General features: G+C 63.0%; 20 protein-coding genes. 4 read left to right on the forward strand and 16 right to left on the reverse strand.

Features of this window, described 5'->3' with window-relative positions:
• Positions 1-245 precede the first annotated feature (245 nt).
• The 12 genes from NKI41_RS30750 to NKI41_RS30805 all read right to left on the reverse strand — a co-directional run bounded on the left by NKI41_RS30750 (position 246) and on the right by NKI41_RS30805 (position 14,756).
• Positions 246-911 (reverse strand): protein-L-isoaspartate(D-aspartate) O-methyltransferase, encoded by a 666-nt coding sequence (locus NKI41_RS30750; protein WP_352500868.1) that lies wholly within the window; start codon positions 909-911, stop codon positions 246-248.
• Complete coding sequence (gene surE / locus NKI41_RS30755; protein WP_352686564.1) at positions 908-1,666, reverse strand: 5'/3'-nucleotidase SurE; 759 nt, start codon at positions 1,664-1,666, stop codon at positions 908-910. Before surE ends, NKI41_RS30750 begins: the two co-directional genes overlap by 4 nt.
• Complete coding sequence (serS, locus tag NKI41_RS30760) at positions 1,666-2,970, reverse strand: serine--tRNA ligase (RefSeq protein WP_352686566.1); 1,305 nt, start codon at positions 2,968-2,970, stop codon at positions 1,666-1,668. The genes surE and serS overlap by 1 nt, the downstream gene beginning before the upstream one ends.
• Positions 2,971-3,264: 294 nt before the next feature.
• On the reverse strand, positions 3,265-4,128 hold the full coding sequence (gene tatC / locus NKI41_RS30765) for a twin-arginine translocase subunit TatC (protein ID WP_352686567.1): 864 nt from the start codon (positions 4,126-4,128) through the stop codon (positions 3,265-3,267).
• Entirely contained in the window at positions 4,125-4,811 is a 687-nt protein-coding gene (gene tatB / locus NKI41_RS30770; RefSeq protein ID WP_352470423.1) for a Sec-independent protein translocase protein TatB, read from the reverse strand. The genes tatC and tatB overlap by 4 nt, the downstream gene beginning before the upstream one ends.
• A gap of 28 nt (positions 4,812-4,839) precedes the next feature.
• The gene (locus NKI41_RS30775) at positions 4,840-5,061 is read right to left on the reverse strand and encodes a twin-arginine translocase TatA/TatE family subunit (RefSeq protein WP_352490594.1); all 222 of its coding nucleotides are present in this window, start codon (positions 5,059-5,061) and stop codon (positions 4,840-4,842) included.
• A gap of 178 nt (positions 5,062-5,239) precedes the next feature.
• On the reverse strand, positions 5,240-6,019 hold the full coding sequence (scpB, locus tag NKI41_RS30780; RefSeq protein ID WP_352686569.1) for an SMC-Scp complex subunit ScpB: 780 nt from the start codon (positions 6,017-6,019) through the stop codon (positions 5,240-5,242).
• On the reverse strand, positions 6,016-6,816 hold the full coding sequence (locus tag NKI41_RS30785; protein ID WP_023678931.1) for a segregation and condensation protein A: 801 nt from the start codon (positions 6,814-6,816) through the stop codon (positions 6,016-6,018). Before NKI41_RS30785 ends, scpB begins: the two co-directional genes overlap by 4 nt.
• Before the next feature lie 58 nt (positions 6,817-6,874).
• Entirely contained in the window at positions 6,875-7,894 is a 1,020-nt protein-coding gene (nagZ, locus tag NKI41_RS30790; RefSeq protein ID WP_352686571.1) for a beta-N-acetylhexosaminidase, read from the reverse strand.
• 116 nt (positions 7,895-8,010) lie between these two features.
• A complete protein-coding gene (locus NKI41_RS30795) occupies positions 8,011-11,619 on the reverse strand; it encodes an SPOR domain-containing protein (RefSeq protein WP_352686574.1) in 3,609 nt (1,202 codons plus the stop codon).
• Positions 11,620-11,722: 103 nt separating this feature from the next.
• Positions 11,723-13,480 carry an arginine--tRNA ligase gene (gene argS, locus NKI41_RS30800; protein WP_352686577.1) on the reverse strand — a complete coding sequence of 586 codons (1,758 nt, stop codon included), beginning with the start codon at positions 13,478-13,480 and terminating at the stop codon, positions 11,723-11,725.
• A 61-nt stretch (positions 13,481-13,541) separates the two neighbouring features.
• Positions 13,542-14,756, reverse strand: a complete 1,215-nt coding sequence (locus NKI41_RS30805; protein ID WP_352686579.1) for a deoxyguanosinetriphosphate triphosphohydrolase — start codon at positions 14,754-14,756, stop codon at positions 13,542-13,544.
• Between the two features lie 73 nt (positions 14,757-14,829).
• Between NKI41_RS30805 and erpA the strand changes: the two genes are divergently transcribed.
• The 4 genes from erpA (at position 14,830) to NKI41_RS30825 (ending at position 16,789) form a co-directional block, all read left to right on the forward strand.
• On the forward strand, positions 14,830-15,177 hold the full coding sequence (gene erpA, locus NKI41_RS30810) for an iron-sulfur cluster insertion protein ErpA (RefSeq protein ID WP_031212336.1): 348 nt from the start codon (positions 14,830-14,832) through the stop codon (positions 15,175-15,177).
• 2 nt (positions 15,178-15,179) lie between these two features.
• A complete protein-coding gene (locus NKI41_RS30815) occupies positions 15,180-15,569 on the forward strand; it encodes a VOC family protein (RefSeq protein WP_352451394.1) in 390 nt (129 codons plus the stop codon).
• 30 nt (positions 15,570-15,599) lie between these two features.
• The gene (gene xth, locus NKI41_RS30820; RefSeq protein WP_023678937.1) at positions 15,600-16,394 is read left to right on the forward strand and encodes an exodeoxyribonuclease III; all 795 of its coding nucleotides are present in this window, start codon (positions 15,600-15,602) and stop codon (positions 16,392-16,394) included.
• A gap of 77 nt (positions 16,395-16,471) precedes the next feature.
• The gene (locus tag NKI41_RS30825) at positions 16,472-16,789 is read left to right on the forward strand and encodes a hypothetical protein (RefSeq protein WP_352686582.1); all 318 of its coding nucleotides are present in this window, start codon (positions 16,472-16,474) and stop codon (positions 16,787-16,789) included.
• A gap of 24 nt (positions 16,790-16,813) precedes the next feature.
• Here NKI41_RS30825 and NKI41_RS30830 read toward each other — a convergent pair whose 3' ends face one another.
• From NKI41_RS30830 to NKI41_RS30845, 4 genes are all read right to left on the reverse strand, one after another.
• Complete coding sequence (locus NKI41_RS30830) at positions 16,814-17,650, reverse strand: tetratricopeptide repeat protein (RefSeq protein ID WP_023678939.1); 837 nt, start codon at positions 17,648-17,650, stop codon at positions 16,814-16,816.
• A complete protein-coding gene (ilvD, locus tag NKI41_RS30835; RefSeq protein ID WP_352686585.1) occupies positions 17,637-19,361 on the reverse strand; it encodes a dihydroxy-acid dehydratase in 1,725 nt (574 codons plus the stop codon). Before ilvD ends, NKI41_RS30830 begins: the two co-directional genes overlap by 14 nt.
• A gap of 279 nt (positions 19,362-19,640) precedes the next feature.
• Positions 19,641-20,861: an OmpP1/FadL family transporter gene (locus NKI41_RS30840; protein ID WP_352470410.1), complete on the reverse strand. Its 1,221-nt coding sequence runs from the start codon at positions 20,859-20,861 to the stop codon at positions 19,641-19,643.
• 461 nt (positions 20,862-21,322) lie between these two features.
• Positions 21,323-24,106 carry a valine--tRNA ligase gene (locus tag NKI41_RS30845; protein ID WP_352686588.1) on the reverse strand — a complete coding sequence of 928 codons (2,784 nt, stop codon included), beginning with the start codon at positions 24,104-24,106 and terminating at the stop codon, positions 21,323-21,325.
• Positions 24,107-24,495: the final 389 nt, after the last annotated feature.

Here is a 24,495-nt window from a genome sequence, read left to right on the forward strand (position 1 = left end):
GTGCTCAAAGGCCGGACATATGGACGCAAGCGATCGAAAACGACGCAAAACAACCGTTGCAGGCAGGGCGCCGTCCACATATGGACGCAAGCGATCGAAAACGACGCAAAACAACCGTTGCAGGCAGGGCGCCGTCCACATATGGATCCTAGAGTCTGCGCTGCGTCGCTTCGCTCCTCGCTGCGCCCTAGGATGACGAAACGACAGGCTTCGGCTGATCCTCAAGCGGCGCGATGTACCCGGAATCAGATCACCGCGGCGACACCGTGCAGGATCGGCTGCAGGCGCACCAGGCCGATATCCTCGCGTTCGAAGCGGCTGCCGACCTTGGTCAGCTTGGCCAGCACCTGCTCGCCTTCGTCGGGTCCGATCGGCGCGATGACGATGCCGCCGCTCGACAATTGGTCGAGCAGGAAGCGCGGTAGGCTGTCGAAGGCCGCCCAGGCGACGATGCGGTCGAACGGCGCTTCGTTGGCCAGCCCGTTGGAACCGTCCGCCTGGCGCACGATGACATTGCCGATGGCGAGCGCCTCGAGCCGCTGCCGGGCCTGTTCGGCCAGCGTCTTGTAACGGTCGATGGTGACGATCCGCGCGGCAAGCCGCGACATCACCGCCGCCGTGTAGCCGGATCCGGTGCCGATCTCGAGCACCCGGTTGCCCGGCTCGATGGCAAGTGCCGCGATCACCGCCGCCTGCAGGTCGGCGCCTTCGATGGCCTCGCCGCATTCGATCGGCAGCATACGGTCCGACCAGGCTATCGAGTGGAAATGCGGAGACAGAAAGCCGCGCCGCGGCGTCGCCTCGAAGGCGGCGATAAGCGCCTTCGGCACCGTCCCCCTGCCGCGCAGGCGAAGCAGGAAGGCAGCGAAACCTTCGCGCTCGTCGACCGTTGCAGCGTGGTTCAAGTTCATGCGAGCGCCTTGGCCAGTTGATCGCGGATTTCATGCGCGGTGAGATCGAGCTGCAGCGGCGTCACCGACACCAGCCGATTGCGCAACGCATTGAGGTCGGTGCCTTGCTTGCCCTCGACTGGCTCGCGGCCGAAGCGCAGCCAGTAGTAAGGCAGGCCGCGCCCGTCGCGCCGCTCGTCGACCCACAGGCTGTGGACCAGCTTGCCCTGCGAAGTGACTACAGTTCCGGCGATTTCTTCCGGCGCACAGTTCGGAAAATTGACGTTGAGCAGCACGTCGTCCGGCAACGGCACGGCGACGAGCTTTTCGAGCAGGGCCGGCGCCAGCGCTTCGGTGGTCTCGTAGGGAACGACGCGGTCCTCGCCGACATAGGAATAGGCCTGGCTGATGGCGATCGATCGCACGCCGAGCAGCGCGCCTTCCATGGCGCCGGCGACCGTGCCCGAATAGGTGACGTCGTCGGCGATGTTGGCGCCGGAATTGACGCCGGACAGGATCAGGTCAGGCGCTGCGGGCAGGATCTTCTTCACGCCCATGATGACACAGTCGGTCGGCGTTCCGCGCACCGCAAAGTGCTTTTCGCCGATTTTCCTGAGCCGCAGCGGCTCCGAGATCGACAGCGAATGCGCATAGCCGGACTGATCCTGTTCCGGTGCCACCACCCAGACGTCGTCCGACAGCGTGCGCGCGATGCGTTCGAGTGATGCAAGGCCTTCGGCATGGATGCCGTCGTCGTTGGTCAGAAGGATGCGCATTATTTCGATTCGATCTTTTCCAGACCGCCCATGTAAGGCCGAAGCGCTTCAGGAATGGTTACGCTGCCGTCCTCGTTCTGATAATTTTCGATGACGGCAATGAGCGCACGGCCGACGGCGGTGCCGGAGCCGTTCAGCGTGTGGACGAAGCGGTTGCCCTTGCCGTCCTTGTCCTTGTAGCGGGCGTCCATGCGCCGCGCCTGGAAATCGCCGCATACCGAGCACGACGAGATCTCGCGATAGGCGTTCTGGCCGGGCAGCCAGACCTCGATGTCGTAGGTCTTGCGCGCGCCAAAGCCCATGTCGCCGGTGCACAGCGTCATGGTGCGGAACGGCAGGCCGAGCCGTTTCAGCACCTCCTCGGCGCAGGCGGTCATCCGCTCGTGCTCGGCAACCGAAGACTCCTGGTCGGTGATCGAGACCAGCTCGACCTTGTAGAACTGGTGCTGGCGCAGCATGCCGCGCGTATCGCGCCCGGCCGAGCCCGCCTCGGAGCGGAAGCACGGCGTCAGCGCCGTATAGCGCAGCGGCAGTTTTTCGTGCGGCGTGATCTCGTCGCGAACGAGATTGGTGAGCGGCACTTCGGCGGTTGGGATTAGGCCAAGCCTGCCGTCCCCGTGCCGAACGAAGAATAAATCCTCCTCGAATTTCGGCAGTTGCCCGGTCCCGAAAAGCACCTCGTCGCGCACCATCAACGGCGGCTGGATCTCTACATAGCCGTGCTCGGTGGTGTGCAGATCCAGCATGAACTGACCGAGCGCGCGTTCCATCCGCGCCAGGCCGCTTTTGAGCACGGTGAAGCGCGAGCCGGAAAGCCGTGCTGCCCGCTCGAAATCCATCATGCCGAGCGCTTCGCCGATCTCGAAATGCTCCTTCACCCAGTTCGGCCGCGTCGGCGCCTCGCCGACGACGCGTTTGACGACGTTGTCGTGCTCGTCCTTGCCGACCGGCACATCGTCGAACGGCACGTTTGGCAGCACTGCCAACGCATCGTTCAGCGCCTTGTCGAGCTCGCGCTCGCGCGCCTCGCCATTCTGGATGAAGGCCTTGATCTCGCCGACCTCGGCCTTCAGCCTTTCGGCAAGAGCTGCATCGCCCGAGCGCATGGCATTGCCGATCTCCTTCGATGCGGCGTTGCGGCGTTCCTGCCTGGTCTGCAGCTCGGTCAGATGCTCGCGCCGCGCCTCATCCGCGGCGATCAGGTCGTCGACCGTGGACTGCGCATCCCCGGCCGACCACGAGCGCTTCTGGAGCGCTTCGACAAGGGCCCTCGGGTTGTCGCGAATCCATTTGATGTCAAGCATGGTCTGTTCGTCCTCGGCACGGCGGTTTCGGGGCAAGGAAATGCCCAAAACAAAGACCAGAGGGCGTAAACCGCATCGATACAAGACGTCAAGGCAGAGTTCCTTCGCGCCGACCTCAGGTAGGCAGCACGCGCAACGTTCGATCGAAAGAACCCTGGAAACAAAAACCCGCCTCGAGAGGCGGGTTTTTGGAGCCAATTGGCACCATACTTAAATTAGTAGCATTGCTGCCGGCACAAAGCAAGAACAAAGTTGCTATGGCCGGCAAAAAAATGCTGCCCGCTTCAACCGAACCTATGTCGAAGACGCGTCCGCCGGCTTTTCGGCCACCTCTTCGGTGGCGTCCTGCTTTTCGCGGGCCACACGGTCGCGCTCCTTGCTGCGTTCGATCAGCCGGGCCGACCAGATCGAGACCTCGTAGAGCAGGATCGTCGGAATGGCGAGGCCGATCTGGCTCATCGGGTCGGGCGGCGTCAGCACCGCCGCCACCACAAAGGCGATGACGATCGCCCATTTGCGCTTCTCGGCCAGGGCCGTTGACGACAGCATGCCGACCCGCGTCATCAGGCTTGTCACCACCGGCAGCTGGAACACCAGGCCGAAGGAGAAGATCAGCGTCATGATCAGGCTGAGGTATTCGGACACTTTCGGCAGCAGCGAAATCTGCACCTGGTCGATGGTGCCGGTCTGCTGCATGGCGAGGAAGAACCACATCACCATCGGCGTGAAGAAGAAATAGACCAGCGATGCGCCCATCAGGAACAGGATCGGCGAGGCGATCAGGAACGGCAGGAAGGCGTTGCGCTCGTTTTTGTAGAGGCCGGGCGCGATGAATTTGTAGATCTGCGTGGCGATCAGCGGAAAGGCGATGACCATGCCGCCGAACATGGCGAGCTTGACCTGGGTAAAGAAGAACTCCTGTGGCGCCGTATAGATCAGCTCGACCTTGTGCGGGTCGAGCCCGGCCCATTGGGTCGCCCATCTGAACGGAATGACCAGAAGGTTGAACAGCCGCTTGGCGAAAAAGAAGCAGACCAGGAAGGCAACAAAAAAACCGCCGATCGACCAGATCAGCCGCCGGCGCAACTCGATCAGGTGCTCCATCAGCGGAGCCGACGATTTTTCTATCTCGTCCTTTTCCTTGTCCGAAACGCTCACTTGGCGGCTCCCGCCGTTTTCCTGGCGGCCGGCTTCTTCGTTGCTGACGCCGGCTTCTTCGCTGCTGACGACTGCGCTTTTTGCTCAGCTTTTGCGGCAGCCTTTGGCGCAGCAGTCTTTGCCGGCTTGGCCGGGACGGCGGCCGCGGCTTTCGCGGGCGCTGGCTTCTTCTTTGCCGCAGGTGCTTTTTTCGGCACGGCCGCTGCAGCCGTTTGCGCCTGCACTGCCGGCGCTACGACGGACTCGTCCGTCATCGCCGGAAAGATCGGCGTGGCCGGCGTCGGCTCCGGCGGGCTGACGCCCGGCATCGTCGTTGCGCCGTTCTTAAGCGGCTCGGCCGCCTGCTCCGTCGAAGCGGCGGCATCGACGGCCGGCTTGGGTTTCATCACGGCATCGACGCCGGAACGGACGTCGGCGGCGGCCTGCTCGAATGGATTGAGCTGCTTCCTGATCTCGGCTGCCGGATTGAGGCTTCTCAGCGAATCGACCGACTTCTTGACGTCGTCGAGCTCGGCTTCCTTCAACGCGTCGTTGAACTGCCGCTGGAAATCGGACGCCATGGCGCGCAGCTTCGCCGTCGTGCGGCCGAAGGTGCGCAGCATGTTGGGCAAATCCTTGGGCCCGACGACCACGATCATGACGATCGCGATCACCAGCATCTCGGTCCAGCCGACTTCGAACATGGCTATACGTTCCGACTAAAGTTTGGGCTCAGCTTTTGCTGGCCTTTTCCTTCGGTACCGAAACGGTTTCGTCGGCACGGTGTTCAACGGTACGCTTGTCCTCGGCAGTCTCGTCGTCCGCCATGCCCTTCTTGAAGCTCTTGATGCCCTTGGCCATGTCGCCCATCAACTCGGGGATCTTGCCGCGGCCGAACACCAGCAGCACGATCACCAGAACGATCATCCAGTGCCAAATCGAAAATGAACCCATAGCAAATCTCTCTCGAACGGTTTCCCAGACGCTGATCTATGCGCTTTCGGGTTCGGATTCAAACAGAACTGCGACAGAGTTCATGAATGAGTCGCCGAAGTCACGCACTTTCGGCACGGCGGCCCGCTACCAATCGGCGCAGTTCCATCCTGCCTGTGGCTTTAAGATGGCGCTCGGCTCAATCTTCCGTGACGCGCGGCGTCAAAAGGCCGAGTTCTTCGAGGTCGATGTCGGTCAGCGGATCCTCGTCGTCGGTGAGCGTATCGGGGTCGGCCGGCGGCAGCGGCACCGAGAAATTCGACGGCATGCGGCCGGACAGCAGCCCGGCACCCTTCAATTCCTCCATGCCGGGGAGATCGCGTATCTCCTCCAGTGCGAAATGGTCGAGGAAAATGTCGGTCGTGCCATAAGTGACGGGACGGCCGGGCGTGCGACGCCGGCCGCGCATCCTCACCCATTCGGTCTCCATCAGCGTGTCGAGCGTCCCCTTTGACGTCTCGACGCCGCGGATGTCCTCGATCTCGGCGCGCGTTACCGGCTGGTGGTAGGCGATGATCGCCAGCACTTCGAGGGCGGCGCGGGACAGCTTGCGCTGCTGCACCGTGTCACGGCTCATCAGGAAGGCGAGGTCGCCGGCGGTGCGAAACGCCCAGGCATCGCCGACGCGCACCAGATTGACGCCGCGCCGCGCATAGATCTGCTGCAGTTCGGCCATTGCCGCGGCAATGTTGATGCCGTCGGGCAGTCGCGAAGTGAGCTGTTTTTCGCTCACCGGCTCGGCGCTGGCGAATACGATCGCCTCGGCCATCCTTACGGCCTCCGCCATATGCAGCCGCTCGCCAGGATTCCGCGACAAATTCTGCCCCTGATTTTGTGCCGGGTTTTCGGCGACCGCGCCTTGCTCGGCGTCGTCGTCGACGTTGAACGGAATGACCGAAGCGTTGGCGCGTTCGTTCATGGTGTTACCTCGACTATCTTGATGGCCTGGGCGCGGCCGCGCAGATAAAGCGGCGCGAACACCTGGTCCTGCCGCATTTCCATCTTGCCTTCGCGCACCAGTTCCAGCGTCGCCGCAAACGAGCTGGCAACCGCGGTGCGCCGCTCTTCCGGGCCGGCCAGATATTCGACCAGGAAGCTGTCGAGCGCCGTCCAGTCGCGCAGCGACCCGATCAGCCTGGTCAGCACGTCGCGCGCATCCTTGAGCGACCACACGCCGCGCCTGGCGATCGTCACATTGGTTATCGCCTGCTTCTGGCGCTGCTGGGCATAGGCGGTCAACAGGTCGTAGAGCGAGGCCGAATAAGCATTGCGCTTCTCGACGATGACCATTTCCGGCATGCCGCGTGCAAACACGTCGCGTCCGAGCCGGTTGCGGTTGACCAGCCGTGCCGCCGCGTCGCGCATCGCCTCCAGCCGCTTCAGCCGGAACTGCAGCACCGCCGCCAGTTCCTCGCCGCTTTCGCCTTCGTCGCCGGGCTGCTTGGGGATCAGGAGCTTCGACTTGAGAAACGCCAGCCATGCCGCCATCACCAGGTAGTCGGCGGCAAGCTCCAGTCTCAGAGCCCTCACCTTCTCGACGAAGGCCAGATACTGTTCGGCCAGCGCCAGGATCGAGATGCGCGACAGGTCGACCTTCTGATTGCGGGCAAGATGCAGCAGAAGATCGAGAGGACCTTCGAAGCCGGCCACATCGACGACCAACGCCGGATCGCCGGTCAGCCGGGAATCGTCGTTCTCGGCCCACAAGCGGTCCATCGGTGCGGCCTTGCCGGCCTTCAGGTCCAATGTCTCCGCCACTTCGCTTCCTTTGATGCTAGGCCACGGCGTCGAAATAACTGGCAAATTCGGCCCGAATCTCGGTCTCGTCCGCCACGTCGCGGTTCCTGATATAGGTCAGCGCCCGCTCCGCGCGCTCAAACGACTTGCCTTCCAGCCCGGTCGTGCGCGATGCAATGCCGGCCATCTCCTCGAACACGCCGTTGCAGTGAAGGACCAGATCGCAGCCCGCCGCAAGGATAGCGGCCGCCTTTGACGGGAAATCCCCAGAAAGTGCCTTCATCGAGGTGTCGTCGCTCATCAACAGGCCGTCGAAGCCGATTTCGTCGCGGATGATCTTTTCGATGACCTTGCCGGATGTGGTGGCCGGGTTCTTCGGGTCGATCGCGCTATAGACGACATGCGCCGTCATCGCCATCGGCAAATGGTTGAGCTCCCTGAACGGGGCAAAATCATGCCGCTGCAGGTCGCCGATCGAGGCGTCGACGGTCGGCAGTTCGAAATGCGTATCGGCGAAGGCCCTTCCATGACCGGGAATATGCTTCATCACCGGCAGCACGCCGCCCGCCATCAGGCCTTCCGCCGCGGCGCGACCTAATTCGATGACGGCGCGCGGCTCCTTGCCATAGGCGCGCGCGCCGATGACGTCGCTGGCGCCCTCGATCGGCACGTCGAGCACCGGCAGGCAATCCGCCGTGATTCCGTAGCGCAGCAGGTCGAAGGCATGCAGCCGCGCCATCAGCCATGCGGCACGGGTGCCGGCGTCATGGTCGTCGCGCCACAAGGCGCCGAGTGCACCGGCAGCCGGATAGTTCGGCGCCAGCGGCGGCCGCAGGCGCTGCACCCGGCCGCCCTCCTGGTCGATGAACACCGGCGCATCCGCACGCTCGACGCAGTCGCGCATGGCGGCGACCAGATCGCGGATCTGCTCGGTCTCGCCGATATTGCGCGCAAACAGGATGAAGCCCCACGGGCATTCGTTGCGATAGAAACGGATCTCGTCGCGGGTCAGTGATTTCCCGGCGCAGCCGAGGATCATGGATTTTGATTCGGTCATGCGGAACAGTTTAGAGCTTCGCGCCGACAAAGGGAATCGCCCGCAATTGCCTTCAGAGGTTTCCGTTCACGCAAAAAAGCCGGCGCGGACGCCGGCTTTTCGAGAGGTTTTGGTGCCTAGTGGGACACGAAGCAATTGCCGCCGGCAGCCTTGTAGCTGGTGCACAGTTTGATCGCCTCGTTGCGAGACTGCGCCGGAACGCGGACGCGGTAGAAGGTGCCCTTGCCGGCAATCTCGGCCTTGACGATGTTGGCGGTGCGGCCGGAAAGCACGCTGCCGTAGCGGCGCTGCAGATCCTGGTAAGTCGCCTGGGCGCTTTCGACTGTCGGCTGCGAAGCGATCTGTATCGACCACGAACCAGCCCCGGCCGCGGCCGGATCGATGGAAGCGACCTGATCGGGCTTGACCTCGCCGACCACGTCGACCGGCTGGTCGGACGGGCGCTGCGGCGCCACCGGAACCGTGGCCGGGGTGCTGGCGGACTGCTTGCTGGCTGACGGCTTGGCTTCAGCCTTTGTGTCGGGCTTGGGCGCCGGCTGCAGCTTGGAGGTTTCGGCCTGATCGCCGCTCGCCTGATCGCCGCTCGCCTGATCGCCACTCGGCTGGTCGCCAATCTTCGGATCACTTGTGATTTGGTCGATCAGGGGCACGGTGCCGGTCTGCGCGGCGGCGTCGGCCTGGGCCGACGGAGCGACGTGCTGCGGCGCCGGATCGGCCGGCTCGGCAGCAGCCATCTGCGGGGCGGCAGGCGCCGGATCCTCGCGCGCCACCAGCGAACCGTCAGGTTTCACGACCATGGTCCGTACCTTGCGCGGCGCAACGGCGACGATCTCGGGGGTTGCACCCTTCTCGGCCTCCTGCAGAACCTGCGCGATGCGATCCTCGGACTTGGGCGCCGGTGCGGCGGCGGTTTCGGCAGCGCCAGCCGCACTGGCGCCAAGCGTGCTGGAGTCAGACGCGCTGGTGCCGGGCGCATTGGTGCCAGCCCCGTCGGTGTCGGACGCCGCGGTGCCGGGCGCGTCGATATCGTCCGCGGCATCGGGGTCATTGGGCGAAAGATCGACGACGCGGCTCTCCGGTTCGTTGGCCTTCAGGTCCACAGGCTCTTCGGTGTTGGTGACCAGCTTCTGCTGAACCGGCTCGGCGGGCTTGGTGCCCTTGACCACAGCGTCATAAACCTTGTTGTCCTGGTTCGGCACGACGGTGCCGCCTGGATTTTCCGGCTTGATCTTGATCGGCCTGTTGTCGGCCTTGACGATAACCGGCGCATCGCCGCCGCTCTTGCCGCCGAGGGTCAACGCAAAGGCGCCAAGGCCTCCGGCAATCGCCACGGCGCCGACCACCGCTCCTATCAGCAGCCCGCGCCTGCGCGGCTGCCTTTCGGCCCCGCGTTCGGCAAGGCCCGGAACCGACATCTCCTCGTCCAGTTCGGGATCGTAGTCGAGCTCATCGAAGGTGAAATCGTCGGCCTGCGAAACCGGCTGGCCACCGGGCAATGGGCCCAGATCGAAACCGTCCGCTGCATCGGCATAGGAAGCAGCCGCCGCGCTGACGGGGGCTTCCGCAGGCTTGGCGCCATAGGCGCGCGTCTCGCTACGATCCTGCTTATAGCCAGACGCGAAGCCGGCATCGTATTCATCGTCATAGCCAGCACCGCGCACCGGGGCAGGCGCTATATCCGTGGCATTCATTTCGGTGAGAAGGCTGGCAAAATCGGCATCGAGATCGTCGTAGACGGGCGCCACCGGCTCGTCATCGTCGAAGTTGAGCTCCGGAATGTCGAGATCGTCCGCCAGCGCCACGACGCGCTCGGGCACGTCGACCGTCTCGACATCGGGCATCTCGTCATAGGCGGAAGGCTGTTGATGCGAGGTTGGTGCAGCTTCCGTGTAGGCGGGCCGATCTTCATAGGACGGCCTCTCTTCGACCGGTGCGGCCCGGTAGGACGGCGTTGCAGCCGGCTGCGGCGGTGGTGCCGGACGCGCCGAAGCTACCGGCTGGCTTGCAAAAGCGGGCTGAGGCTGTGCGACCGGCGTCACGCGGCTCCACGAGCGGGCCGGCTCGGGCGGCGTGGCGCGTGTCGTCAGCCAGTTCAGCGCATCGAGCGGGTCTTCTTCGGCAGCAGCTGCCGCACTCTTGTCGGCCGAGTCATGATCCAGGCCGATGTTCCTGGCGAAGTCGGCATCGAGCGCATCGCTGTCGAGATCATCCGCGGGTCCGGCAGCGGCTTCAACACCGAAATCCTCGCCTTCAAGCTCATCGAGGAGGACACTGCCAAGATCGGCGTCATCGGCGGCACTGGACTGCTGCGGCTCAGCGGGCTCGTGCTCGTCGAGTTCCCAATCCAGCTCGTCGACAGCATGCACCGGTTCGTTGGCGACGTCTTTGACCGCCGCCATTGGCTGTTCAGCGGCCACTGCTGGCTCCTGAATTACCGGCGCGATAGGCTGCTGAACAGCCATCACGGGCTTCTGGGCAGTCTGCGGGCTTGTCTGAGGTTCGTTGACCGCTTGTGCCGGCCGTGTGCTCATCGCACCGAGCAGCGCGTTCAGTTCGTCTTCCAGGCTGCGTTCCTCAGCCACTGGGGCCGTCGGGACGACAGCGGCCGGCGCCACTGGTTCGGCCGCAACTTGCGCCACGGGCTCCTCGGCTTCCTCGGCAGGCGCATCGTCGAAGCTCAGATCGAAATCGTCGTCGAACGCCGCTTCAGCGGCCGTGCCGGAAAACCGGGCGGCATCTGGCACTTCGATCGACTGCTCTTCGATAAACTCTGGTTCTTCGATTTCGGCAGGCTCGTTCGGACGAACGTCGAAGTCCATGTCGACATCGGCCATGGCATCATCGAAATGGCCGGCAAGATCCTCATCGGCCGAAACCGCCTCAACCGGCGATGCCGGGGCGGCGACGTTTTCCGCCGGCTCATGCTCGTCGAGCATCAGCTCGTCTTCGAGCGAACTTGCCACGGCGCTGTCGAACTCATCGTCGAACGCAGGCGCGGCGGTTTCAACGGCGACGGTCTGCTCCATCGGCTCATGCTCTTCGAGCATCAGCTCGTCTTCGAGCGAACTTGCCACGGCGTTGTCGAACTCAACGTCGAAGGCGGGCTCGTCGACCGGTTCGATCGCCTCGGCTGCGGCGTTGGGTTCATCCTCGCCGGTCACCGCGATCTTGGCCGTCACATCGTCGTCGTGCCGAAAATCCTGGTCGAGCGAGGCGGCAAGTTCGTCGTCACTCGAAAGGTCGTCCTCGAACGGCGACACGTCTTCGAGCGAGCCGGCGACGGCGTTATCGAACTCGTCGTCGAGCTCCGGCTCGACGGCGGGAGCGAACGCCCTTTCGTCGGCGGCAACAGGAGCGGCCGCAACAGGAGCAGCATCGTCCGCCGCATTGTCGTCGAACGCGAAATCCTGTTCGAACGAGGCAGCAAGCGCGTCCTCCATTTCGTCGGCGGCGGCCGGTTCGGGTGTCGACTCGCGAAGCTTGGCAGGGGAAGCATTGTCATTGGCGTCGGCGCCGAATTCGCCCATCAACTCCTTCTCGAGATCGATCTCGAAATCGCCCTCGTCCAGCGACGGTTCGGCGGCAGCGGTTTTCGGCTGTGCCGGCGTTTGCGGTTTGACCGGCTGGCGCGGGTCGAACCCCATGATCCTGGTCAGTTCCGCGAACGGATCATCGTTGGCGATGTCGTTGTGGTCGGCTGCTCTCAGCTGGGTTCTGTCTGCCATTATTGTTCCCGAACTCGCACTCATTCGGACGCCATGGACGTCGCGTAGGGTTGGCCCTTACCAGCGCAATGTGGGCAAAAGGTGACAGGTTTTTTACTCAAACCTAACGCATTTCGGTGGGCGCATTGGCTCCGATCAGCGTCAGGCCGGACGTCAAAACGTCCGAAACAGCCTGCACCAGCCCTAGTCTGGCATGCGTCAATTGTCGGTCGTTAACCTTAACAAAACGTAAGTCGGGATTATCGGTGCCCCGGTTCCAGTGTCCGTGGAAGCTGGAAGCGAGTTCGTAGAGGTAAAATGCCAGCCGGTGGGGCTCGAGCGCGAGCGCCGCGGCGTCGATCAGCCGAGGATATTCGGCGAGCTTCCTGATCAGGCCGATCTCCCCCTCATCGGTCAGCAAAGCCACTTCGGCGGCCAGCTGGTTGCGGTCGAACATGGCCTCACCCAATTGCTCGCTCGCCTGCCGGAATACCGAATGGCAGCGCGCCGAGGCATACTGCACGTAGAACACCGGATTGTCCTTCGACTGCTCGGTCACCTTGGCGAAGTCGAAGTCGAGCGGCGCGTCGTTCTTGCGGTAGAGCATCATGAAGCGGATCGGGTCGCGGCCGACCTCCTCCACCACTTCGCGCAAGGTCACGAACTCGCCCGACCGCTTCGACATACGTACCGGCTCGCCGGCGCGAAACAGCCTCACCAACTGGCAAAGCAGCACGGTAAGCTTGACCTCGTCGCCGGCAATCGCCCGGGCAAGCGCTTCCAGCCGCTTCACGTAGCCGCCATGATCGGCGCCAAGCACATAGATCAGGTCGACGAAGCCGCGATCGACCTTGTCCTTGAGGTAGGCGACATCGGCGGCGAAATAGGTGAAGGTGCCGTCCGACTTGACCAGCGCCCGGTCCATGTCGTCGCCGACCGCGGTCGAGCGGAACAGCGTCTGCTCGCGGTCCTCCCAGTCGTCCGGCTTCTCGCCCTTGGGCGGCGGCAGCTTGCCCTTGTAGATGTGGCCCTTCAGCGTCAGGTCGTTGATCGCCGAGCGAATCTTCTTCGCATTGTTGGCATGCAGCGTCCGCTCGGAGAAGAAGACGTCGTGATGCACGTTGAGCAGCGCCAGATCCTCACGGATCATCGCCATCATCGCATCGATCGTCCTGTCCTTGACGATGGCAAGCGCCTCCTCGTCCGGCATCTGCGTCAGGGAGCGGCCGAATTCGCTGGCCAGCGCCCGACCAACGGGGATCAGATAGTCGCCTGGATAAAGCCCGGCCGGAATGTCGCCGATCTCATCGCCGAGCGCTTCGCGGTAGCGCAGCATGACTGAGCGTCCGAGCACGTCGATCTGCGAACCGGCATCGTTGATGACGTATTCCTTGGTCACGTCGTAACCGGCGAAGGCCATCAGATTGGCCAGCGCGTCGCCGACTACAGCACCCCGGCAATGGCCGACATGCATCGGGCCGGTCGGGTTGGCCGAGACATATTCGACATTGGTTTTCTTGCCGCCGCCGATAGTCGAGCGGCCATAGTTGCGGCCTTCGCCGAGCATCGCCGTCAGATGCGCCTGCCAGAAGCCGTCCTTGAGCCTGAGATTGACGAAGCCCGGGCCTGCGATCTCGGCGGCCGCGATATCCTCGTCGGCGCGCAGCGCCTCGGCCAGCCTTTCGGCCAGCGCACGCGGGTTCTGGCCGGTCGGCTTGGCCAACACCATGGCAGCATTGGTCGCGAGGTCGCCATGGCTGGCATCACGCGGCGGCTCGACAGCGATGCGCGACAGGTCCGGCGACACGCCATCCTTGTCTTTCAAATCAAGCGCTTCGACGGCCTTTATGATTCGCGCGTTGAAATCGGCGAAGATGTTCATTGCTATGGCTCTGACGGTTTTGCAGGGATCCGGCTCGTTGGCCGGCAAAATCGCGCCCGCCCTAGCTCAAATCCGGCGTATGGTCAAACAAACGCCTGTGTTCCTTAAGCGCATAAGTGTCCGTCATGCCGGCCAGGAAATCGGCAACACTGCGCGCCTTGACGCGGTCCTCTGCCCGGTCGAGCCCTTCGCGCCAGCCATCCGGCATGGCGCGCGGATCGGCGAAATAGACGTCGAACAGGTTCCTGACGATCTGGTCGGCATCGGCGCGCACCCGCATGACCTCCGCATGCCGGTAGAGGTGCTTGTAGAGAAAGGCCTTCAGCTCCTTTTCCAATACGGCCGTCTCGGCGGAGAAGCTCACCATCGGCTCGCCGGCCGCCCTTACCGCTTCGGCGCTGCCGGGCTTGATGCGCGCCAGATTGGCTGTCGTCGAGACGATCACGTCCTCGACCATGATAGTGATCTGCCGGCGCATCAGCTCGTGGCCGGTGCGTACGTCATCGAGCGCCGGATAGCGCTGACGCACGCCCTTGAGGATCGACCCCGGCAGCGAGACGCCCTCCAGCATATCCAGCGTCAACAGCCCTGCCCTCAAGCCGTCATCGATGTCGTGGGTGTTGTAGGCGATGTCGTCGGCAATCGCCGCGCACTGCGCCTCGATACCAGCGAAGCGGTCGAGCTCGAGGTCGTGCAGTTCGGAATAGTCGCGGATAGCCTGCGGCACCGGCCCCTTCAGCCCTTTCCCCTTGGCATCGGTCAGCGGGCCATTGTGCTTGACCAGCCCCTCCAGCGTTTCCCAGGTGAGGTTCAGTCCATCGAACTCGGCATAGCGCCGCTCCAGCCGCGTCACCACACGCAGCGACTGCGCATTGTGGTCGAAGCCGCCCCAGGCGGCCATCTTTTCATTCAGCGCGTCCTCGCCGGTATGGCCGAAGGGCGTGTGGCCGAAGTCGTGCACCAGGGCGACCGCCTCGGCCAGGTCCTCGTCGCCGCGCAGCGCCCGCGCCAGAGCGCGTGCGATTTGCGCTACCTCGATCGAATGCGTCAGCCTCGTGCGGTAATGGTCGCCTTCGTGCGCGACGAACACTTGCGTCTTGTGCTTGAGCCGGCGGAACGCCGTCGAATGGATGATGCGGTCGCGGTCGCGCTGGAACGGCGTACGCGTCGGGCTTTCCACCTCGTCGAACAGCCGCCCGCGCGACTTCGCCGGGTCGCTGGCATAGGCCGCGCGCGGCCGATAGCCGAATCCGATGTCGCCCAACTCGTTGGTCATAGCGTATGCCGCAGTTGACTTGCCCCGTCGCGCTTCATACCTATCATACGAAACCGAATGCAAGGTGACGCCCATGGGCGCTGATGCCAAGACCGCCATGAAAGTCGAGATGACCGACGCCGCCGCCAGGCGGATCGCCAAGATTGTGGCGAGCGAAGCCGGTAAGACGGCCGTGCGCGTTTCGGTCGAGGGCGGCGGCTGTTCCGGCTTCTCCTACAAGTTCGATCTGGTCGACAGGCGCAATGACGACGACGTCGCCATCGAGAAGGACGGCGCCACCGTGCTGATCGACGACCTGTCGCTGGTCTATATGGGCGGCTCGGTGATCGATTTCGTTGACGATCTGATGGGCCAGTCGTTCCAGATCAGAAACCCCAATGCGGTCGCCTCCTGCGGCTGCGGCACCAGCTTCTCGATCTAGAAATGCCCGACATCGGCGCGGTCCGTCAGGTCGCGCTTTCCGCCGGGCGCGACCTCGATGCGACGCTGGCGTTCTGGCGCGAAGTGCTCGGCATGAACCTGCATGCGCGTTTCGATCCGCCGGGCATCGCCTTTATCATGGCCGGTGACGTGCGCCTGCTTTTCACCGACGGCCTGCCCGCCGGCACCGTCTATCTCGACATATCGGGCCTCGACGAGTTCCACGCTTCGGCAAGGGCCGCCGGTGTTCCCTTCACCGCGCCGCCGGCGCTCGTCCATCGCGACACCGAAGGCCTGTTCGGCCAGGCGGGGGAAAGCGAATGGATGGCCTTCCTAAAGGATCCGGCAGGCAATACGATCGGCCTTGTCGAACGTCATCCACCGGATAGCTAGTCTCCGGATCACCAGCCTATCGAGGCCGCCATGAAAATCGTCACCTGGAACATCAACGGCGTTCGCGCCCGCATCGGCAATTTGACCCATTGGCTGACGGAAAGCGCGCCCGACATCGCCTGCCTGCAGGAGATCAAGACGGTCGACGAGCAGTTTCCCCGCGCCGAGATCGAGGCGCTCGGCTACAATGTCGAGACTTACGGCCAAAAAGGCTTCAACGGCGTCGCCATCCTGTCGAAGCTGCGTTTCGACGAGGTCAATCGCGGCTTGCCGGGCGACGATGCCGACGAGCAGGCGCGTTTCATCGAGGGCGTGTTCTCGACCGACAAGGGCGCCTTGCGCGTTGCCTCGATCTATCTGCCGAACGGCAACCCGATCGACGACGAGAAAAAGTTCTCCTACAAGCTTTCCTGGATGGCGCGACTTGAGCGCTGGGCCGAGGAGCGGCTTGCTCTGGAAGAGCCGCTGGTCCTGGCCGGCGACTACAATGTCATTCCCGAGCCGATCGACGCGAAGTATCCGGAAAACTGGCTAAGCGATGCACTGTTCCAGCCCGCGACGCGGCAGGCGTTCCGGCGGCTGAAGAATCTCGGCTTCACCGAAGCCGTGCGTGCCGTCACCGACGCCCCGGACATTTTTACGTTCTGGGACTATCAGGCCGGCGCCTGGCAGAAGAACAACGGCATTCGCATCGACCATTTGCTTCTGTCGCCCGAAGCCGCCAACTGGTTTTCCTCGGCTTCGATCGAAAAACAGGTGCGCGCCTGGGAAAAACCCTCCGACCACGTGCCGGTGGCGATCGATCTGGCGCTGCAGCCGGCCTGACCGGAGCTGCTGTCCGGCGGCACATTGATAAGTTGACCTCTTATCGCCACAAATCGCGCGCTTAATGAGAAATCATCATGGTGGCTGGGGTTCCCATGACTACTCGATTTGCACTTTGCCCGATCGGCTGCGCGCTTGCGATGGCGGTGGCGACGCCGGCTTTTGCCGATGCAGAGTGCCTGGCTAACGGCAAATCATTCCAGATCGGCCGGGTCGCCTGCCTGACGCTTGCCGGCCAAAGCTACCTCGCCCGTTGCGAGATGGTGCTCAACAACACATCCTGGACAAAGCAGCGGGATGGCTGCCCGGAGAACGCGCTGGCCCCACATCTGCAGGGCACGCCGATCTCAACACCGGCGCCCAGCGGCATGCCGGCGGAACCGACCGACAATTGATCTCAAAACGGAAATTCTGCCGACCTATTGGTCGCCGCCACCCTTGGTGAGGATGTCGTCGGCCAGCGAGATCGCGGTGCGGCGGTCGGCTTCGCCGGCGGCCGCAAACGCTTCTTCCTGCATGCCGCGGATCCATGGCTGGTCGGCGGGTGAGGCCCGTTCGAGCGCCGCGGTCATCATCGCCAGCCCCCGCACGATCTTGCCGCTTTGGAAGAGCAGGTTGCCGAGCGTGGCCTGCGCGCCCGCATGGCCCTTTTCGGCCGCCAGCTGGAACCAGCGTCCGGCCTGCTTGACGCTGGCCTTGACGCCGCCCTCACCCTTGAGGAACATCTGGCCCATCTCGAACTGGGCGTTCGGGTTGCGGTAGTTGGCGGCGGCGCGCATGTAATATTCCTGGGCCGCCACCTCGTTCTCCTCGACGGGGCTGCCGGGAATGCCCTTCCTCAGATAGTCGCCAAGCGCCACCAGCGCGTCCGAAACATAGCTTTCCTCGGGCGAACCGGGCTCGACATCCTGGTCGACGATCTCGCTGAAGAACTTGAACGCCGCGTAGTCGTCTCGCGCCACGCCATCGCCTTCGGCATACATGCGCGCAAGCTTCCAGGTGGCGCCGATCTGGCCGTTCTCGGCGGCATATTTATAGGCTTCCGCGGCCTGCTCCTTATGGCCGTTCTTGTAGGCGGAAAAGCCAAACTGGAACACCGCCCACGGGCTCGACTGCGGCTTCACGCCGGTCTTGTCGTCGAACACCTTGTCGTCGAAGGCCATGGCCTGACCGACGGCGCCCAAGGTCGCGCCAAACGTGGCGAGCGCAACCAGTGCCGAAAGGACAGACGACCTCAACAACTCAGATGTCCGCATAGCAGTGTGTTTCTTTGGCACCGCCGGGATGGGTGACCGCGCCGTCGCGGGCAGGTCCGACCGTCTGTGCGTATTTCCAGATCGCGCCCGACTGATAGTCGGTCGTGCGCGCCTTCCATGCTTTTGCCCTCGCCGCCAGTTCGGCTTTGGACAATGCAACCTCGATCGTGCCGTTCACCGCATCGATCGAGATCAAGTCGCCATCCCTAAGCAGCCCGATCGGGCCGCCCACTGCCGCTTCCGGCCCGACATGGCCGATGCAGAAACCGCGCGTTGCGCCCGAAAAACGCCCGTCGGTGATGAGCGCCACCTTGCCGCCCATGCCCTGGCCGTAGAGAGCCGCCGTCGTCGACAGCATTTCGCGCATGCCCGGGCCGCCGCGCGGACCCTCGTAACGGATGACGAGAACCTCGCCTTCCCTATAGTTGCGGTGCGTAACGGCCTCGAAACATTCCTCTTCCGAATCGAAGCAGCGTGCCGGACCCGAGAATTTGAGCTCCGCCATACCTGCGACCTTCACGATCGCGCCTTCGGGGGCAAGGTTACCCTTCAAGCCCACGACCCCGCCGGTCTGGGTAATCGGCCTGTTGGCGGGACGGACCACATCCTGGCTGTCATTCCAGGCAACATGTTCCATATTTTCGGCCAAAGTGCGGCCGGTCACCGTCAGGCAATCGCCATGAAGATAGCCATGGTCGAGCAGCGTCTTCATCAACAGCGGAATGCCGCCTGCCTCGAACATGTCCTTGGCGACGTATTTGCCGCCCGGCTTGAGGTCGGCGATATAGGGTGTTTTCTCGAATATCCTGGCCACGTCGAAAAGATCGAACTTTATCCCGGCCTCGTGCGCAATCGCCGGCAGATGCAGCGCCGCGTTGGTCGAGCCGCCGGTGGCCGAGACCACGGTCGCGGCATTTTCCAACGCTTTTATGGTAACGATGTCGCGCGGGCGGATGTTCCTTGCGATCAGCTCCATGATCTTTTCGCCGGAAGCGAAATTGAAGCGGTCGCGCATCTCGTAGGGTGCCGGCGCGCCGCAGGAATAGGGCAGCGCCAGGCCGATCGCCTCAGCGACGGTGGCCATGGTGTTGGCGGTGAACTGGGCGCCGCAGGAGCCGGCCGACGGACAGGCGGCTTGCTCGATCTCGAGCAGCTCGGCGTCGCCGATCGTGCCGACCGAATGCTGGCCGACCGCCTCGAACACGTCCTGCACGGTGATCTGCCGGCCACGGTAGCTGCCGGGCAGTATCGAGCCGCCATAGATGAATATCGACGGTACGTTGAGGCGCACCATGGCCATCATCATGCCGGGCAGCGACTTGTCGCAACCGGCCAATCCAACCAGCGCATCGTAGCAATGGCCGCGCATGGTGAGCTCGACCGAGTCGGCGATGACCTCGCGCGACACCAGCGACGACTTCATGCCCTGATGACCCATGGCGATGCCGTCGGTGACGGTGATGGTGCAGAATTCGCGTGGCGTGCCGTTGGCCGCCGCCACGCCCTTCTTGACCACTTGCGCCTGGCGCATCAGCGAGATGTTGCAGGGCGCGGCCTCGTTCCAGCAGCTGGCGACACCGACCAGAGGCTGCGCGATCTCGGCCGCCGACAGCCCCATAGCATAAAGGTAGGAGCGATGCGGCGCCCGCTCGGGACCAACGGTCACGTGGCGGCTCGGCAGCTTGGCCTTGGAGATCGCTCTGGCGTCCATACTCGTCCTTGCCGCGGGCGGTGCGGCCTGCCTCTTCGCCTAGCCTTTTGGCGCATGTCCCGAGACAGGTTCGAGGTGCGCCGGGTTTATGGCGGGAAATAGGCAATGTTCTCGGGCGGCCGGGCGACGCGAGGGTTGTTCAGAAACTGTTGCCAAAACGTCACAATTATCGGAGCGAACATCATGGGGGGCAATTTGTTGCTGGCCGAATGCCGGACGCCATGCATCCAACCGACGGCCGGGCAGTGCCCGGCCGTTTTGTCGTTTAAAATTCAATAGTTAGAACTTGATCTTGACGGAAGCCGAACCAGCGAGAAGCAGGTCGTTGCCGTAGGTGTAGGTAACGGCATTTGCCACGTCGCCGACACCGCTGAAAGTCGATGACCCGCTCGTCAGCACACCGATCGAGCCGCCGAGCCTGACCTCGACCTGGTCGTTCGGCGAATAGGAGACGCCGCTGGCAACGGCCCAGGTATCCGACTGATAGCCGGAGGTCGTCGAGGTGCCGCGATCCCAGGTCAGCGAAACCACGCCCGACAATTGATCGGTGAACTTGTGCCCGATACCGCCCGTGACCGTCCAGCCGTCGCGATAAAGCAGGTCGAATGAAACGGGCGAGGGCAAACCGGTTACCGGACTGCGCACGCCATTGATGGCAATAACGCCAAGCTTGCTCCACTCCTGCCAGCGGATGGAACCAAAGGCCAGCCAGCCAGGAGCTATACCGCTCTGCAGCTTGAATTCCAGAGCCTGAGGTATCTCAGCCGACGCCGAGACTGGGTACACGCCGGTAGAGCCGGGAATCAGATCCGCCGGAAAGGCGCCCCTGAAGCCGGTCGTGTCGACGGTTCCCGACAGCCCGTCATATTTGTAGCTTGAAGAGTACATCAGGCTGGCGCGCAGGGCGATCTCGGGGATCTCATAGGCTGCGCCCGCACGCCAACCCCATGCCTCGTCGGATAGCTTGAAGACGCCGAGGCCGGTATTGCCGAAGGCGAGCAGTGTCTGACGGGACAGAAACGCGTCTACCTGCTGGTAGGAGACACCGCCGATGAATCGTATGGCGCCCTTGCCGACGTTCACCTTATAGGAGCAGGTGAGACCGAAATCGTCTGTGTCGACGGCGTATTTGACCGCTGTTGGCGAATAGGCGTTGTTCATGCCGAAATTCGCGTCCGCACCATACGGTCTCGTATAGGTGGCAAGACAGTCTACGGGCTCAAAGATGTTGGCCTTGATGCCGACATGCGGCACCGCATAGTCGCCCCCAACATCCACCGCCGATGTCGACAAACCCGAGCCATCGAGACGCTGCACATTCTTGAGTTTGCGCTGTGGCGAAACATAGGTGACGCCTGCGTCGAACGAATATGGCGCCGCGTCGAACAGCTGGTCGATGTTGACGCCGCCCCGGTCAAAGCCCCCGGCCTGCACCGTCCCAGCCAAAGCCAGCGAAAAAGCCCCCGCGCCCAGCAGCACTTTGAGACGCGAATAACACATGAATCTCCTCCCCGAAATATCCTTGCATCAAGCTAGAACCAATTCAGGTTAACGGCGCAACAACGAATTCGCCGTGCGTACATGTACAGCTTGGCTGAACGCATTTCCGACAAGGTGCCGGCCTTGTTGCCGAGGCGGGAAGATGGCCGCCACAATACAGATCGACGAGAAAACTCGGGAAAAACCCCTAAATCACTGCAGAACAGGGCATTTTTGCGTGCCCAGTCAGCCATTGTTACATTATGGCAACAATGGGGCAAAAACATTCAGTTTGCCTCAAGATTTACGCTGCGGAATGCCCGTTTTCGTGGCAGGCGGCCTGTCTGGAAGGCAGATTCGTGACCGGCGAATCTATTGCGGCCAGCAGGCCCAATTTGTTTGATCAGCCGGCCCAATCTGTTCGATCAACTTGTTTGATCAGCCGGCCCAATCTGTTCGATCAACCGGCCCAATCTATTCGATCAACCGGCATCGCGCACCCGCGCCAATGCCACCGAAAGCTTCTCTTGCGCCTCGCGATATTCGGCGAGTTTTTCACGCTCGGCCTCCACCACCTCTTCCGGCGCGTTGGCGACGAATTTCTCGTTGGACAGCTTCTTGTAGAGCCGCGCTATTTCCTCAGTCACCTTCGCAAGCTCCTTGTGCAGGCGCGCTGCCTCGGCGGCAAGGTCGATCAGGCTGCCGAGCGGCAGGCAGATCGTCGCCTCGTTGACGACGATCTGGGCGGATCCCCTGGGTGGCGCCTCGGCGAGCGAGATGTCGCCGACCCGCGCCAGACGCTTGATAGCCGAGCCCTGACGCTCGAGCCTTTCGTGTGTCGCGTCGTTGGCGCCGATCACCACGAGCGGTGCGATAGCCGCCGGCGGCACGTTCATCTCCGAACGCACCGAGCGGATGCCGGAGACAAGGTCGATCAGCCAGTTGATATCGGCGGCGGCCGCCTCGTCCTCGAAGTCGGGCGACGGCCATGCCGCATGACAAAGCAGCGATTGCCGTTGCCTGCCCTCGCCGGCGGTTTCGGCCCACAGTTCCTCGGTCATGAACGGCATCATCGGATGCAGCAGCTTGTAGATCTCGTCGAGTACGAAGGCGACGCATGCCCTGCTCTCGGCCTTGGCCGCCTCGTCGGTGCCCATGAACACCGGCTTCAGCAGTTCCAGGTACCAGTCGCAGAACTGGTTCCAGACGAACCGGTAGGCGGCAGCCGCCGCCTCGTTGAAGCGGTATGAGGTGATGCCGTCCGTTATGTCGCGCGCGGCTCGCGTCAGCTCCGTCAGGATCCAGCGGTTGACCGCCAGCTTGGCGTCCCGCAGCCAGAAATCGTCGTCGCGCGCCACGTCGTTCATCTCGGCGAAGCGCGTCGCGTTCCACAGCTTGGTGCCGAAATTGCGATAACCGGCAATGCGGGCCGGATCGAGCTTAACGTCGCGCCCTTGCGCTGCCATCACAGTCAAGGTGAAGCGCAGCGCATCGGCGCCGTATTCGTCGATGAGCTCGAGCGGATCGATGACGTTGCCTTTCGACTTCGACATCTTCTGCCCGTTCTTGTCGCGAACCAGCGCATGCACATAGACGGTATGAAACGGCTCCTGGTCCATGAAATGCAGGCCCATCATCATCATGCGGGCGACCCAGAAGAAGATGATATCGAAACCAGTCACCAGCACGTCGGTCGGGTAATAGGTCTTCAGCTCCGGCGTCTGGTCCGGCCAGCCAAGCGTCGAGAACGGCCACAGCGCCGACGAGAACCATGTGTCGAGCACGTCCTCGTCGCGGGTCAGGATCTCGCCAGGCTGGAAATTCTCGAGCTTGTCCTCGACCCAGGCCTTCCACGGCCCTTCCAGCGCCAGATAATATTCGACGGCGGCACCGAGCGCCTCTTCCTCGGTCTTTTCGACAAAGACATGCCCGTCCGGCCCGTACCAGGCCGGGATCTGGTGGCCCCACCAGAGCTGGCGCGAAATGCACCAGGGCTGGATGTTTTCCATCCAGTCGAAATAGGTCTTTTCCCAGTTTTTGGGCACGAAATTGGTACGGCCCTCGCGCACCGAGGCGATCGCCGGCTTGGCCAGTTCCGCCGCATTGACATACCACTGGTCGGTCAGAAACGGCTCGATCGGCACGCCGCCGCGGTCGCCGTGCGGCACCGTGTGGCGATGCGGCTCGACCTTCTCGAGAAAGCCGCCCGCCTGCATCAGCTCGACGATCTTCCTGCGCGCATCGAAACGGTCGAGGCCGTCGAGGCCGTCCCAGACGGCCTGGCGCTCGGGCGTCACTTCCAGTCCGGCGAGAAAGTCCTCATTGTCCTTGAGGCTCACCGCCGCATTGACGGTGAGGATGTTGACCGCCGGCAGCCGGTGGCGCTTGCCGACCTCGAAATCATTGAAGTCATGCGCCGGCGTGATCTTGACCGCACCACTGCCTTTTTCGGGATCGGAATACTCGTCCGCCACCACCGGGATCCTGCGGCCGACGATCGGCAGGATGAGGTTCTTGCCGACAAGATGCCGGAAACGCTCGTCGTCGGGGTGGACGGCGACAGCCGTATCACCCAGCATCGTCTCCGGGCGGGTCGTCGCAACGGTAATGAAGGTCTTCGGATTTTCCGGATCGAAGGTCATGCCTTCGACCGGATAGCGGAAGTGCCAGAGGTTGCCGTTGACTTCCTGCTGCTCGACCTCGAGATCCGAGATGGCGGTCAACAGCTTCGGGTCCCAGTTCACAAGGCGCTTGTCCTTGTAGATCAGTCCTTCCTTGTAGAGCGTCACGAACACTTCGAGCACGGCCTTGGACAGGCCCTCGTCCATGGTGAAGCGCTCCCGGCTCCAGTCGGCCGAGGCCCCGAGCCGCTTCAGCTGGTTGAGGATGGCGCCGCCGGATTCGGCCTTCCATTCCCACACCTTGTCGATGAACTCATCGCGGGTCAGGTCGCGGCGGTGAATCTGCTTTTCTATCAGCTGGCGCTCGACCACCATCTGCGTGGCGATGCCGGCATGGTCCATGCCTGGTTGCCAAAGAACGTTCTTGCCGCGCATGCGCTCGAAGCGCACCAGAATGTCCTGCAGCGTGTTGTTGAGCGCATGACCCATATGCAGCGAGCCGGTGACATTCGGCGGCGGGATGACGATGGTGAAGGCTTCAGCCCCCTCCTCGGCCCCGGCACCGGCCCGAAACGCGTCGGCCTCTTCCCAGATCCTGGCAATCTTCGGCTCGACGGCTTTCGCGTCGTAGGTCTTTTCGAGCATGGGAAAACGGTCCGCGCTGTCCGGAATTTGTGGTCCGGTGTAAATCGGAAGGTTGTTGCCAAGTCAACCGCAAGGGCGGCATGGCCAATAGATAGCGCCGGGATGGTTCGGTGCAACTCGCGGGACTGAATGTTGCAAGGCAATCGCTTCAGGTTTGCGCTGCCCCTCATTGCCCTGCCGGGCATTTCTCCCCGTATAGTGACGGGGAGAAAAACGCCTGCACTGGAGCTTTCGCCAGTCACGAACGTTGCGGAAAAGGCGCCTAAATTGCGGTCAACCCCTTCTCCCCGTCACTATACGGGGAGAGCGACTGTCTTGGCTGTCAAGCTGTTTGCCACGGTTTTTGATCCCGGACGATAGCGTTGAGAATGGTGAGAAGCTTGCGCATT

This window comes from Mesorhizobium sp. M0601, assembly GCF_040320845.1.
Classification (GTDB): Bacteria; Pseudomonadota; Alphaproteobacteria; order Rhizobiales; family Rhizobiaceae; genus Mesorhizobium.

Excerpts from the sequence above, each read along its gene's own strand:
- surE (WP_352686564.1), bottom strand. The coding sequence starts at position 1,666 with ATGCGCATCCTTCTGACCAACGACGACGGCATCCATGCCGAAGGCCTT.
- NKI41_RS30750 (WP_352500868.1), bottom strand. The coding sequence starts at position 911 with ATGAACTTGAACCACGCTGCAACGGTCGACGAGCGCGAAGGTTTCGCT.
- NKI41_RS30840 (WP_352470410.1), bottom strand. The coding sequence starts at position 20,861 with ATGTGTTATTCGCGTCTCAAAGTGCTGCTGGGCGCGGGGGCTTTTTCG.
- NKI41_RS30815 (WP_352451394.1), top strand. The coding sequence starts at position 15,180 with ATGCCCGACATCGGCGCGGTCCGTCAGGTCGCGCTTTCCGCCGGGCGC.
- NKI41_RS30825 (WP_352686582.1), top strand. The coding sequence starts at position 16,472 with ATGGTGGCTGGGGTTCCCATGACTACTCGATTTGCACTTTGCCCGATC.
- tatB (WP_352470423.1), bottom strand. The coding sequence starts at position 4,811 with ATGTTCGAAGTCGGCTGGACCGAGATGCTGGTGATCGCGATCGTCATG.
- NKI41_RS30775 (WP_352490594.1), bottom strand. The coding sequence starts at position 5,061 with ATGGGTTCATTTTCGATTTGGCACTGGATGATCGTTCTGGTGATCGTG.
- NKI41_RS30845 (WP_352686588.1), bottom strand. The coding sequence starts at position 24,106 with ATGCTCGAAAAGACCTACGACGCGAAAGCCGTCGAGCCGAAGATTGCC.
- argS (WP_352686577.1), bottom strand. The coding sequence starts at position 13,480 with ATGAACATCTTCGCCGATTTCAACGCGCGAATCATAAAGGCCGTCGAA.
- NKI41_RS30805 (WP_352686579.1), bottom strand. The coding sequence starts at position 14,756 with ATGACCAACGAGTTGGGCGACATCGGATTCGGCTATCGGCCGCGCGCG.
- erpA (WP_031212336.1), top strand. The coding sequence starts at position 14,830 with ATGGGCGCTGATGCCAAGACCGCCATGAAAGTCGAGATGACCGACGCC.
- NKI41_RS30795 (WP_352686574.1), bottom strand. The coding sequence starts at position 11,619 with ATGGCAGACAGAACCCAGCTGAGAGCAGCCGACCACAACGACATCGCC.
- xth (WP_023678937.1), top strand. The coding sequence starts at position 15,600 with ATGAAAATCGTCACCTGGAACATCAACGGCGTTCGCGCCCGCATCGGC.
- ilvD (WP_352686585.1), bottom strand. The coding sequence starts at position 19,361 with ATGGACGCCAGAGCGATCTCCAAGGCCAAGCTGCCGAGCCGCCACGTG.
- NKI41_RS30785 (WP_023678931.1), bottom strand. The coding sequence starts at position 6,816 with ATGGACCGCTTGTGGGCCGAGAACGACGATTCCCGGCTGACCGGCGAT.
- nagZ (WP_352686571.1), bottom strand. The coding sequence starts at position 7,894 with ATGACCGAATCAAAATCCATGATCCTCGGCTGCGCCGGGAAATCACTG.
- serS (WP_352686566.1), bottom strand. The coding sequence starts at position 2,970 with ATGCTTGACATCAAATGGATTCGCGACAACCCGAGGGCCCTTGTCGAA.
- NKI41_RS30830 (WP_023678939.1), bottom strand. The coding sequence starts at position 17,650 with ATGCGGACATCTGAGTTGTTGAGGTCGTCTGTCCTTTCGGCACTGGTT.
- scpB (WP_352686569.1), bottom strand. The coding sequence starts at position 6,019 with ATGAACGAACGCGCCAACGCTTCGGTCATTCCGTTCAACGTCGACGAC.